General features: G+C 40.3%; 10 protein-coding genes and 3 pseudogenes. 9 read left to right on the top strand and 4 right to left on the bottom strand.

Annotated features, from left to right (window positions below):
* Positions 1–69: 69 nt before the first annotated feature.
* Positions 70–1,254, bottom strand: coding sequence for an MFS transporter (locus L3V23_RS18640; protein ID WP_237292740.1), 1,185 nt, complete (start codon positions 1,252–1,254; stop codon positions 70–72).
* A gap of 155 nt (positions 1,255–1,409) precedes the next feature.
* On the opposite strand from L3V23_RS18640, the gene L3V23_RS18635 reads away from it, so the two are divergent.
* The gene (locus L3V23_RS18635; protein ID WP_237292738.1) at positions 1,410–2,294 is read left to right on the top strand and encodes a LysR family transcriptional regulator; all 885 of its coding nucleotides are present in this window, start codon (positions 1,410–1,412) and stop codon (positions 2,292–2,294) included.
* A 255-nt stretch (positions 2,295–2,549) separates the two neighbouring features.
* On the opposite strand, the gene L3V23_RS18630 is transcribed toward L3V23_RS18635, so the two are convergent.
* Both L3V23_RS18630 and L3V23_RS18625 read right to left on the bottom strand, forming a co-directional pair.
* Positions 2,550–3,455: a TIGR03571 family LLM class oxidoreductase gene (locus L3V23_RS18630; protein ID WP_237292737.1), complete on the bottom strand. Its 906-nt coding sequence runs from the start codon at positions 3,453–3,455 to the stop codon at positions 2,550–2,552.
* Between the two features lie 132 nt (positions 3,456–3,587).
* The gene (locus L3V23_RS18625) at positions 3,588–4,493 is read right to left on the bottom strand and encodes a LysR family transcriptional regulator (protein ID WP_014232174.1); all 906 of its coding nucleotides are present in this window, start codon (positions 4,491–4,493) and stop codon (positions 3,588–3,590) included.
* A gap of 118 nt (positions 4,494–4,611) precedes the next feature.
* Between L3V23_RS18625 and dkgB the strand changes: the two genes are divergently transcribed.
* Together dkgB and L3V23_RS18615 are read left to right on the top strand one after the other, a co-directional pair.
* The gene (dkgB, locus tag L3V23_RS18620; RefSeq protein ID WP_014232173.1) at positions 4,612–5,412 is read left to right on the top strand and encodes a 2,5-didehydrogluconate reductase DkgB; all 801 of its coding nucleotides are present in this window, start codon (positions 4,612–4,614) and stop codon (positions 5,410–5,412) included.
* Between the two features lies 1 nt (position 5,413).
* Complete coding sequence (locus L3V23_RS18615) at positions 5,414–5,746, top strand: adenylate cyclase (protein ID WP_237292735.1); 333 nt, start codon at positions 5,414–5,416, stop codon at positions 5,744–5,746.
* A 278-nt stretch (positions 5,747–6,024) separates the two neighbouring features.
* Here the strand turns inward: L3V23_RS18615 and L3V23_RS18610 are convergent.
* Positions 6,025–6,890, bottom strand: a pseudogene (locus L3V23_RS18610) (IS5 family transposase).
* 312 nt (positions 6,891–7,202) lie between these two features.
* On the opposite strand from L3V23_RS18610, the gene L3V23_RS18605 reads away from it, so the two are divergent.
* From L3V23_RS18605 to L3V23_RS18580, 6 genes and pseudogenes are all read left to right on the top strand, one after another.
* Complete coding sequence (locus tag L3V23_RS18605) at positions 7,203–8,300, top strand: alkene reductase (RefSeq protein WP_237292733.1); 1,098 nt, start codon at positions 7,203–7,205, stop codon at positions 8,298–8,300.
* Between the two features lie 8 nt (positions 8,301–8,308).
* Positions 8,309–9,397, top strand: coding sequence for an alkene reductase (locus L3V23_RS18600; RefSeq protein ID WP_237292731.1), 1,089 nt, complete (start codon positions 8,309–8,311; stop codon positions 9,395–9,397).
* 64 nt (positions 9,398–9,461) lie between these two features.
* A complete protein-coding gene (locus L3V23_RS18595) occupies positions 9,462–10,403 on the top strand; it encodes an alcohol dehydrogenase catalytic domain-containing protein (protein ID WP_237292730.1) in 942 nt (313 codons plus the stop codon).
* Positions 10,404–10,630: 227 nt separating this feature from the next.
* Positions 10,631–10,926 (top strand): annotated as a pseudogene (locus tag L3V23_RS18590) (Dabb family protein).
* Positions 10,927–10,955: 29 nt separating this feature from the next.
* Positions 10,956–11,390 carry a putative quinol monooxygenase gene (locus L3V23_RS18585; RefSeq protein ID WP_237292729.1) on the top strand — a complete coding sequence of 145 codons (435 nt, stop codon included), beginning with the start codon at positions 10,956–10,958 and terminating at the stop codon, positions 11,388–11,390.
* 115 nt (positions 11,391–11,505) lie between these two features.
* Positions 11,506–11,659: pseudogene (locus L3V23_RS18580) on the top strand (RNase H family protein); the annotation flags it as partial.
* Positions 11,660–12,249: the final 590 nt, after the last annotated feature.

The following is a 12,249-nucleotide window of genomic DNA, read 5'->3' as shown; positions in this document are numbered from 1 at the left end:
TCTTAAAAATGACAAACCCAGTCTTAGACTGGGTTTAAAGTGGCGAACTATGTATGTTCTGTTCGATTCTTATCTGTAAGAGGCTACGTATTTTTCGTTGCGTTTGTCCAAACTTCCACTGAATCGTGTAAGTAATAGGGCAACAAAAACAACCACTGATCCAATCCATGGTGTGTGCATTAGCCCAGCATTTGAAACCACCAGACCTCCGCCCCATGAACCCAGTGCGATACCAACGTTGAATGCTGCGATATTTAGGCCTGAAGCAACATCCACTGCATCAGGAGTGTATTTTTCAGCCAGTTTTACTACGTAGACTTGAAGGCCAGGAACATTGCCAAAAGCAAACGCACCCCATACTAGAATGGTAATAACTACTGCAGTTTGGTTTGTTGCTGCGACATTAAATACAAGAAGAACAACGATCAAACCAATGAAAATTGCAGTTAGCGCTTTGATCGGTCCCATCTTGTCGGCCATTTTTCCGCCCCAAATATTACCGATTGCTACAGACACACCATAAACTAGCATAATCAGACTAATTGCATTCGATCCGAAACCTGATACCTCTTCAAGGATTGGGGCTAAGAACGTAAATGCAGTGAAAGTACCACCGTAACCTAATGCAGTGATCGCATAAACTAATAGAAGTCGAGGTTGAGTCAATACTTTCAGTTGTGATGATAGTTTAGTTGCTGGTGGTTGCTTAAGATTGCTTGGTACCAAAATAGCGCTGCCAATCAGAGCAATTAGGCCGAGAATCGCAACAATTAAAAATGTTGACTGCCAACCAAATGTTTGTCCAATCCACGTACCAAGAGGTACGCCAGTAACTAACGCAACAGTTAGACCTGTGAACATAATAGCAATTGCACTAGCTGCCTTTTCTTTAGAAACCAGACCAGTTGCGATTGTGGAGCCAATAGAAAAGAACACGCCGTGAGCTAAGCCTGTTAAAATTCGAGCAGTGACCAATGTGTTGTATTCTGGTGCTTGCCACGCTAATAGGTTACCAAGTACAAACAGCGCCATTACCGCCATTAATACATATTTTCGTTTCCAGTTGCCTGTCAGCGCAGTTAAAACGGGAGCACCAATCGCAACGCCAAGTGCGTATAGGCTAACTAAAAGACCCGCTGAAGGTAACGATACATTTAAGTCTGTTGCCATTGTAGGGATTAGCCCGACAATAACAAACTCTGTGGTTCCTATAGCAAAGGCGCTAAGCGTCAATGCTAATAATGCTAAAGGCATAATATTTCTCTCTCTTAATCAGTGGACGTTAATAACCGAAACAGTTTCAACGTTTCAGTGGTTGAATTATTGAATAGAACTTAATTGTAAAAAATAGTATTTATTACAAAATACTTTTGCTAATTTTGATGTAAATGGTTCAGGGGGAATAGAGCATGTTAACTAGGTCAGATGAACTTGAGATTCTTATCACTGTCGTTGATAGTGGTGGATTTTCTTCTGCAGCAAACTCACTAGGGATTCAGGTGGCAAGGGTTTCCAGGGCAGTAAGCAAAATAGAATCTCAATTGGGTATCACACTTCTGAATAGGACAACGCGAAGGGTAGAAGTTACAGAGGAAGGCCTTCAGTTTGTTGAGTCTGTTCGTAAAGGATTACGTGAAATTCAAGAAGCTGAGGAAGATATAATTACAAGAGGTGAGCTACCTAAAGGACGGCTCAGAGTAGACGCGGCTAGTCCCTTTGTTTTACATCAACTGGTTCCATTAATTCAGCCATTTAAGGAGGCTTATCCAGATATACAACTAGATTTAACCTCTAATGAAGGATTTGTTGACTTATTGGAAAAGAGAACTGATGTTGCGATTCGAATTGGGCAATTAGCCGATTCTACATTGCATGCAAAACCGCTTGGTACTAGCCCGTTATTTATCGTTGCATCTCCGAGTTACTTGGCAAGAAAAGGGTTTCCCCAATCAACGAGCGACTTGAAACAGCATAGTTTGATTGGCTTTTCAGGACCTAAGGTTTTAAATGAATGGCCTCTTAGGGGGTTTGATATTGGAACTCCAGATCTAATATCTAGTAGTGGTGAAACCATAAGAAAACTAGTACTTGAAGGGAATGGGATTGCTTGCCTTTCCGGGTTTATGGTGAAACAAGACTTAGATTCGGGTCGACTCGTAGCATTACTAGAGTCAGAAAAAACTGTCAGCACAGGGAGAGAGCAGGTAAATGCGGTTTTCTACAAGTCATCTTCTTTATCTAAACGAATAACAGCATTTATAGATTTTATTCAGCCTAGACTTACATTGCGGTGAGTGAATTCTTGTTAAAATAACAAAAGAGTTTTTTCATTATTGGTCTAATTCGAGCGGATCGTAGTGCGTGATCGTAAGCATTAATTGCGTATGTTCTAATTTGATTGGCTAAAGAGATCTTCTTTCCACAACATAGTAAGGTATTGGATGTGAGTTGAAAAAATATTTTAAGTACTGAACAAGAGGTTCCAAGGGGGGATTACCAACTCGATTTTTTGGAGCAGGTAATTGAAACCTCCTATTGTTTCAATCAGCTTATTGGAAGTGAGGGAGGACTTCGCGAGCAATTTCTTTTAGTGCATTTTCAATAGGCTGGCGATTTCTTCTGAAGTGTAAACCGATATGGTCCACCCCGATATTTTTCATAGCCTCTAGCTCGGTAATTAATCCTTCCACACCAGTCTGAACTCCAAAATGATGCCTAATGATAGGGGCATTAGGATCATCAACTAAGTCGAGGTGAATGAAACTGATATAAGGTTTATCTCCTGCAACCTTACGCCAAAGCTTAACGCGATTTTCATGGTCTTGTGGTGTACCTGGGTACGCAAGCCAACCATCTACATTTGCGCCGATCCACTCAGGATTTTGTTGAGCTAATCCCGCTACATAGATAGGAATGTCTTTAAACTCGGGGAGCAACTGAAGCCCGTCTTTGAGTTTAGAGTTATTCGTATCTTTTAGTATTTCCAGACTGTTGCGAAATACTTCACTACGGTTGTTAAAATCCACATCAAATAGTGGATACTCGCTCGGGCGATCTCCACTAGCAACACCAAGAATTAAACGATTGTTGCTTAGTTCATTGATTGTTGCGGCTGCTTTTTTAACAATCCAAGGCTCTCGTAACGGCAGAACAATAGCAGCTGTACCTAATAAGATGTTATTGGTACATGCTGATAGATAACCTAGATAACTGAACGCTTCAAAAACTTGAGCAGCATCACCAAAATTTGGATCATAAATCGGAACATCTCTAATCCAAGCTGCTTTGAAACCAAGTTCATCTGCCAGCATGATCCGTTCTTTATGTTCAGTCATATCAGGAACGCCAAATGGTTTATGTTGGAGTAAACGTTTTGTTTGGCCTTCTCGAGTCCAATCGTTATCTAAGGGTAGCTCTACTCCAATAGAAAAAGAAGTATTTAGATTTTTATGCATAATATTGCCTACCAGAAAATGTTAATATCACTTAGTGGTGAGATTTTGATCTCACTCAATGAAATTATTTCATCTTCAAAGTAAGAAAAAGTGCCTAAACGACAAAACAGTTTTGTATAAATAGGCTACACACTAAAGAAAATTGAAATTCTTGACCAATAGTTCTTCCTTTATAAAGTTAATAAACGAACTTATTCTTCTCGAGGTTCCTGCGTTTTTGTAATAAACGGCGTGGATAGGTTGTTTTACCTCACGCGAATACTCGCTAAGTACCTCCACTAAGTGGCCACATTCTCTATCTGAGTGTGTCATGAAGTCCGATAAACATGCGATGCCTGCTCCTTGAAGTGCGAGGCATCGAATAGTCTCACCATTGTCAGACCTAAGGCTGCTGTTAATTCTTAGCAACTTGTTGTTCTTATCCATAATTGGCCACTCTTTTAATGATTCAGGTTGGCTAAATCCTATCAGTTTGTGATCAAGCAATTGTTCTACCGATGATGGTGTTCCGAAATTGCTGAGGTATTCAGGGCTAGCGACCATTCTAATTCGACTATTTCCTATGAATGTCGCTCGTAACGTTGAGTCTTGTAGTTCGCCTATACGAAAAGCTATGTCAGTTTTCGTTCCTAAGAGGTCGATGTTTCCTTCACTGGAAGTTAGTTCAAGGTCTACATCTGGATAACGGGATTGATACTGTGCAATATGTGGAGTCAATGCATGCAATAAAAATGGAGTAGCAGCATTTATCCTTAGTAAACCTGAAGGATTAGATTTTTGACTTTGAAGTTGCGCTTCAGCAAGTTCCACTGCATCTAAGATCTCTCTTACTTTGTCAAGATAGATTGCTCCTTCATTCGTTACATCTAACTTACGAGTAGTCCTGTTTAGCAATGTTGTATCCAACTTGCTTTCTAGTCTTGATACTGTGCGACTGACGGCTGAAACAGTCATTGACATTAGTTTAGCCGCTGCACTAACTGAACCAGTATCAACGACGGCTACAAAGGTTTTCATTTCATCTAGAGTTGCTTTCATTGTTGATAATTTCTCAATATAGATTTGATTATTATTAACTTTACGGAAATCTTACAAACTCGTAAAGTAAATTTGAATTTTATATATCGAATAATATCAATGAGTTTAGGAGAGTTATATGAAAGTACCATCATTTGGAGTAGGAACGTTCCGTCTAGAAGGAGACGTTGTAAAAGACTCTATTAAGAATGCATTAGAAGTTGGTTATCGTGTCATTGACACTGCTCAAATTTACGGCAATGAGAAAGAGGTAGGAGAAGTTATCACACAAGCGAACTTAGGTCGTGATGAACTATTCATCACAACTAAGATCTGGGTAGATAATATGAATTCTGAGCGACTTATCCCTAGTTTGAAGGAAAGTTTGGACAAGCTTAATACTGATTATGTGGATTTAACTTTGATTCATTGGCCAGGTAGCAATAATGATGTAAAAGAATATATGACGTCATTACTTGAAGCAAAGAATATAGGGTTGACTCGTGAAATAGGGGTATCAAACTTTAACATAGACCTACTACAACAAGCTATGGATGCCGTAGGTAAAGAAAACATTGCTACAAACCAAATTGAACTTAGCCCATATTTACAAAATCGCAGCTTAGTTAAATTTATGCAGGAAAATAATATACAAGTTACATCTTATATGACACTAGCTTATGGTAAAGTTTTGGGAGATCCTGTTATTGGCGAAATCGCAGAAGAGGTTTCGGCTACACCGGCTCAGGTAGTACTCGCATGGGCATTATCTAAAGGTTACGCTGTCATTCCTTCCTCGACCAAGCGCCATAATTTGGCTAGCAATCTTGAAGCACTAAACCTTAAACTTACAGATGAAGCCATCTTCAGAATTGACTCACTGGAAAGAAATGGACGTGAAGTAAACCCTGAAGGACTTGCTCCGAAATGGAATGATTAATATGAAGTATATAGATGAAATCCCAGAATTCGCAGGTGGGTCATATCTTGTCGAGTATGAGGGATTATCTGCGATTAATACCTATAACGCCGACGCTTCTGTTGTCAGCTATGAAATTATTAGTGGTGCACTAAAGGGGACCAGTGGACAAGCAGCCTGCCAATGGAAGGTCCTAAAACAAGGGTTATATGCGATTTCATGGCAGGAAGAAAATGGAGCGACTGTCGTACATCTGGACAACTTCACTAGCGGTCAGTCTTCATCTTTCTTTACATCTAGTCATCTTGATTTTTATAGATTAGAAGGTCGCTTAAGTAAGCGTAACGGAAAATAAAAATAGGCAAATAATACAAGCTCGCTTGCTTTTAGCATTGCGAGCTTGTCATATTGGTTCTATTTTAAGTGAGTACGAATTGTCACCTAGATTAATAACATTGGAAATTGCTGAATCGTATTTACTAGATTGTAGTTGTACTATGTTTAAATGATTTTAAAAAGCAAGGGTTTGGAATATCTTTAGATGATGTAGGCTCTGGTTTAACATCAATAACTAGTTTGGGCTTTGTTGCTGAATTCAGCTTACGAGCGGACGCTAGCTAAATCATACACCTTTTAAACGATATACTGAGTTTCGGGCATACCTATCCCAGTTAACTTGTTGAGGGCTTTGATCATGGCGTAAGTCTCCCCAACTTGTGCATTGTAATTACGAAAAGTGAGTGAGGCTCCAAGTAACTGTTTCACGCGACACATAGCGGTTTCAGACAGTGAACGTCTGTGGTACCATACTTCTGTTTCCACTTTTTTTTCGACCCATAGAGTTTCTGGCAGCCAACCGACAGATTGCGTGGATGCTCCTTTTCCCAGAAGGCTGCTCCTTCACGCGGAGGGATTAAAGGTATCGCTTTCTTAACCCTAATCGCCCTGTGGCACTCTCTTGTATCGTATGCACCATCTCCCGAGATCACCTTGATGACTCGGCGTGTTTGTTTGAGTAGATTGGGGAGTACTTCCGAATCTGTCACGCCTGATAGTGTCAGCTCAGCTGCGATAATTTCATGAGTATCGGTATCAACGGCAAGATGGAGTTTACGCCAGACTCGGCGCTTACCATCGGTTCCATGCTTTTTCACTTTCCATTCACCGTCACCGTATACCTTAAGTCCAGTTGCATCAATGGCTAAGTGCTGAATAGTGCCTCGTGAAGAGGTTTAAAAGCAAACCTCGACATCCTTTGCTCGGCGACTTATGCAGGTATAGTGGGGACAAACCAATGTAACATTTGCCAATCTAAAAACCGAGTCGATAAAGCCTTGCAAAGCCTTTAAAGGCAAGGAAAAAATGCGCTTTACCATGAGAGCAGTCGTGATAGCTAAGTCACTAAACAATCGTGGTCTACCACGCCTATCCTGCTTAGGTTGTTTCCACTCAGTTATCGCTTCTTCGCCAATCCAAAACGTGAGTGAACCTCGGTTGATGAGTTAGTTATTGTACTTGCGCCAATTAGTGGTTTTGTAGCGAGGCTTCGGCATGAAACTAAAGTCAGTGAATGAATGTCCCTGATCTGATCGTAAGGTTCTGATTTAGTTGATTCGATTTCTGCAACAAAGCCTCCTAAATATTCCAGTTCGAATCACGTATCTATCATCGAAAAGGCGATTTTAAACGAACTGTATTTTTCTTCGTAGTATTGGATTATTGCGAATTTAACAAATGTTATTTGTTTTTATAGCTATGAATGTTGTTTTGTTCATCTGTTAGTATGTCCTTAGTTAATGAAGGGGCTTGCTATGTCTAAATCACTGTTTCAACCAATTCAACTCGGTCAGTTGACCTTAAAAAACCGAATTGTTATGCCACCGATGACTCGCTCTCGAGCGAGTCAGCCTGGCGATGTCGCGAACGAAATGATGGCGACTTATTACGCGCAGAGAGCAAGTTCAGGTTTGATTGTCTCTGAAGGGACGCAAATTTCACCGATTGCAAAAGGTTATGCTTGGACCCCAGGTATTTATACACCCGAGCAGATTGAAGGCTGGCGTAAAGTTACCGAAGCTGTGCATGCTGAGAGCGGGACGATTTTCGCACAGCTTTGGCACGTTGGTAGAGTCACTCACCCAGATAACATCTGTGGCGAACTGCCGATGTCTTCATCAGCGTTAAAAGCGGAAAATGTGAAAGTATTCGTTGATAATGGAACTGATGAACCTGGCTTTGTTGATGTCGTACAACCTAGAGCGATGACAAAATCGGATATTCAGCACGTCATAGCAGAATATCGTCAAGCTGCATTGAATGCCATTGAGGCGGGCTTTGATGGTATTGAACTACATGCGGCTAACGGATATTTGATTAACCAATTTATTGACTCCGAAGCCAATAACCGTACCGATGAGTACGGTGGTAGTTTAGAAAATCGTCTTCGTTTTCTTGATGAAGTAGTTGCAGCATTGGTGGACTCGATTGGCGCTGAACGTGTTGGGGTGCGTCTGGCTCCTTTGACAACCTTAAATGGTACCGTAGATGCGAACCCTATCGAAACTTATACCGCTGCCGCTGCGTTACTGAATAAGCACGGTATCGTTTATCTGCATATCGCTGAAGTAGATTGGGATGATGCCCCTGACACGCCAGTCTCTTTTAAACGTGCATTACGAGAGGCTTACCAAGGCATTTTGATTTACGCAGGTCGTTATAATGCGGAAAAAGCTGAACACGCTATCAATGAAGGGCTAGCTGATATGATTGGTTTTGGTAGACCTTTTGTGGCTAATCCTGACCTCCCTGAGCGTTTACTTCACGGTTACCCATTAGCGGATCACGATCCAAACACGTTGTTTGGTGGCGGTGAAAAAGGGCTTATTGATTATCTAACATATAGAGCTTAGGGGGAAGTATGTTTAATGCATTTAAAGGTCAAGTACTAGAGACCAGTAACCGTATTGCCATGGCGCCGATGACTCGTTCACGAACGTTTCAACCTGGTGATATTCCCAACGAGATGATGGCGACTTATTATCGTCAACGTGCCAGTGCAGGTTTGATTGTTACCGAAGGTGCTCCTGTATCAGCCGTAAGTCGTGGGTATTCTATGACTCCAGGCATTTATACTGAAGAACACATTGAAGGTTGGAGAAAAGTGACCCAAGCTGTTCATGAGGAAGGGGGTAAGATATTTATCCAACTCTGGCATGTTGGGCGTCGTAGTCATTCTGATATTTCAGGAACACAACCCATTGCACCATCAGCGATCAAAATTCCAGATCAAGTATTCGGCCCACTACCTGAAGGCGGGTTTGGGATGGTAGAAACTGAGCAACCAAAAGCAATGAGTGCAGATGAAATCCAAGCTACAATTACCGATTTTGTTCAAGCAGCAAGAAATGCTATTGAAGCGGGGTTCGATGGCGTTGAAGTACACGCTGCACATGGTTACTTGTTCGATACCTTTTTACGCTTAGAAAGCAACCAAAGAATTGATCAATATGGGGGCAGCCAAGAGAATCGTATGCGTTTTTTGGTTGATACATTACAAGCTCTTACTAACGAAATTGGTGGTGGGAAAGTTGCCGTTCGTTTGTCTCCTCATATCGGAGAAGGTTTTGCAGGAGATGATGCTGAAATTGTTCCACTGACGTTGGCATTATTGGAAAAACTGCAACCGATGAACCTTGCGTATGTACATTTTTCAGAAAATATTTCGCGTTATGTAGAGGTGCCTGAAGGATTTCGTCAGCAGGTACGTCAGATTTACACTAATCCGATAATGGTTGCAGGAAAATTAACAAAGCAATCTGCACAACGCTTACTTGATAAGCAGTATGCTGATTTCGTTGCCTTTGGTACCCCTTTTGTAACGAACCCAGATTTAGTCGCCCGTTTTGCTCATGATTTGCCACTGGCTGAGTTTGATGCCAATGCTAGGTTAACCTTATATGGTGGCGGAGAGGAGGGCTACATCGATTATCCTACTTATCAGGCCTAATATATCAGGCATCAAGGGCAACTCCTCGGTGCCTTATGTTTTTCAATAAGCGAACGGAATTTAGATGGAACAATATCCAATTTGGCAATATCAAACAGAGAAGCATAGCCTTATTTTAGGTAAAGCAGAAAGCCCACAATTAGCTGACAATGAAGTTTTAGTGCAAAACAAAGCCATTGGTATTAATCCTGTAGATTGGAAATTTATCAAAGCAAATCCTTTGAACTGGCCTAATGGTCATGTCCCTGGTGTTGATGGAGCAGGTGTTATTGTACAAGTCGGTGCAATGGTTGACACGGATTTAATTGGGCGTCGAGTGACGTATCATTGCTCACTAAAACGAAATGGCAGCTTTGCTGAGTGTACGGTTTTAAATGTTGAGCGAGTGATGATGTTGCCCGAGAACCTAACATTTGAACTTGCAGCAGCACTACCTTGTCCCATGCTCACTGCGTGGCAAGCATTTGAAAAAATTCCGTCAACCCGACAAAGAGAAGTGCTTGTTGTTGGTTTTGGCGCGGTTAATAATTTGCTATCTCAGATCCTTGTTAATGCTGGCTATGTCGTTGATGTTGTGTCAGCTAGTCTTAGCGAAGAGCGTGCAATAAAGCTAGGTTTTCGCCTAGTTTATAGAGAGCAATCACAAATTGACATGAAATACTTCGCTATTTTTGATGCGATCAGTGGACAAAACGCGGCCCATTTAGTGCCACTGCTAAGAGCCAATGGACATATTGTTTGCATTCAAGATCGCATCCCTGAACCAATTGACCCTCCATTTACTCGCACTATTTCTTACCACGAAATAGCACTAGGAGCGTTACATGATTTTGGTGATAAAGAAGATTGGTATGTATTAATGCAAAACGGTGAAGCGTTACTTGAACGTATTTCAAAAGGTAGTGTTGAAGTTGGTTTACCAGTTACTTTTAAATTTGAACAATTGCTTGATGCATTGGAAAATAGCGAAGTTACTAAACAAAAAACGGTAATTACATTAAGCTAAGCTATATTGAGCACGTTCTTTTCATGGGGCCATTTCGTTAGGTCCCTTCAAGTTTGGTGTTAGTGCATTTAATGAACAGTGTATTTATCTCAATAAAACTAATTTAAGTTCTTATTATAAATATCTTATTATCCAATTTTTATTCGATGCTATATATTGCCAGTTAAATAGTCATATAAATCTTTTTTATAATCTAAAGAAGAGTTAGCTAATATCGAGGGATACATATGATTCGACACATTTTGCTTCAAAGGTTTAATCAATCATCAGAACTACCAGAAATAAATAGGTTAAAGGATGTTTTTGCTTCATTACCCAACAAGAACGAGGGCGTTCTCTCTGTTGAGTGGGGAGGAAATGATTGCCTTGAGGGCAAGAATCAAGGTACACACATTCTGTTTTGATGACGTTTGTTGATGATAAAGGTCGTGAAAATTATCTATATCACCCAGAGCATGATGCTCTCAAAAAAGAGTTTCGCCCATTACTTGATGAGATAGTTGTCTTTGACTTTACAGTCTAGTGCTTAAAAGTCAGCTATTTAAAATCAAAATGTCGCCTAATAAGGAGTCATGTCTGACCGGTGCTGACATCTCAAGTCATAAAAAAGAGAACCACTGTCCATTTGTTTTTAATGTTGTGTATTTTTTGCCGGATACGATTACCCGGCATTTTTCAATTGGTGATGTAATGATTCATGTATTAGTTAAATTGGTTGTAAAACAGGAAAGCGTGAGTGAGTTTTCCGATGCCCTAAAAAAACTAGTTACTGAGAGTAATAAAGAACTAGGAGTAATAAGATACGAAGCGTTTAAAGCAGATGAGGTGACATTTTTTATATTTGAGGAATGGGAATCTATTGAAGCATTGAATGAACATGAATCTTTGCCACACTTTTTGCACTTTGGTGAAATATCCAAAAAATGGTTGGATACCGTTGAGTTGTATAAAAATACATTACCTCTCAATTATTTTTTGAAAGAATAAGCTTAAACCATTTATCTAACTTATATCTTTTGAATATATAAGGGTTTTGGTCGTTGGAGTAGTACCACCTCGCTCAATTTTGAGTTGGTCGACCCTGCATCATAAATCTGTTTCACCAACTAAGAATCGACACTTGTGGGCAGGCAGTCGATGTTTTTCGAACTGCGAAATATGTTGAAGTCATCAAGGTGAAAGCACATTCTGGTGTTAGAGGGAATGAGATAGCGGACTCGCTAACAGCTGATGCTGCTAGAAGTGATATCGGTTGATGTAAGTACGGCGGCTTGTAGGCATAATCCAACATGCCGCTATTGCCGATTATTTGCGTTTTTCTTAATAACATATAACTGAAGACGGATACGATAAAGATAAAAATGAGGATTCAACGTTGCTTTCTATTAAGCGGTTACCTATAGAGTTATTAAGTGGAGTTATTATGTAAATATTCGATTTTACATCATATATTCCTCTTTCAATAAAAGCCAATTGTAGATTAGGTCTATGCTCTACATTGTACTCTGTACCTGATAGGCTTTAAATGTTAGATGCATGCAAAATTGGCTGTAATAGGGCGTAATGAAAAAATAGGCGCTTCATATTGTATCTTTTGGGGAGAGAAGAATTTTGCCCAGCGTTTTAGCCATCAGGGTAGAAGACGTATCCGACTTTTGTCTATGGCGGGAATGTAGATAAAATGTTTCTCGATACTCCGTCACAATCATCAAGTAACGCTCAAGGCAAAATGCGATGATAGTTAGTCTGTTATACAGTTAGTCGCATTTGTTCATGAGTACGGTATAGTTACATCGTAATGCTTGCTATTACATATTTTTTAGTTCATTTAGAATGATTATTCTTC

Source organism: Vibrio sp. A1-b2 (assembly GCF_021726015.1).
GTDB classification, from domain to species: Bacteria; Pseudomonadota; Gammaproteobacteria; order Enterobacterales; family Vibrionaceae; genus Vibrio; species Vibrio diazotrophicus.
The sequence above is the reverse complement of the archived record's forward strand: the minus strand, read 5'-3'. Positions and strand labels throughout refer to the sequence as shown.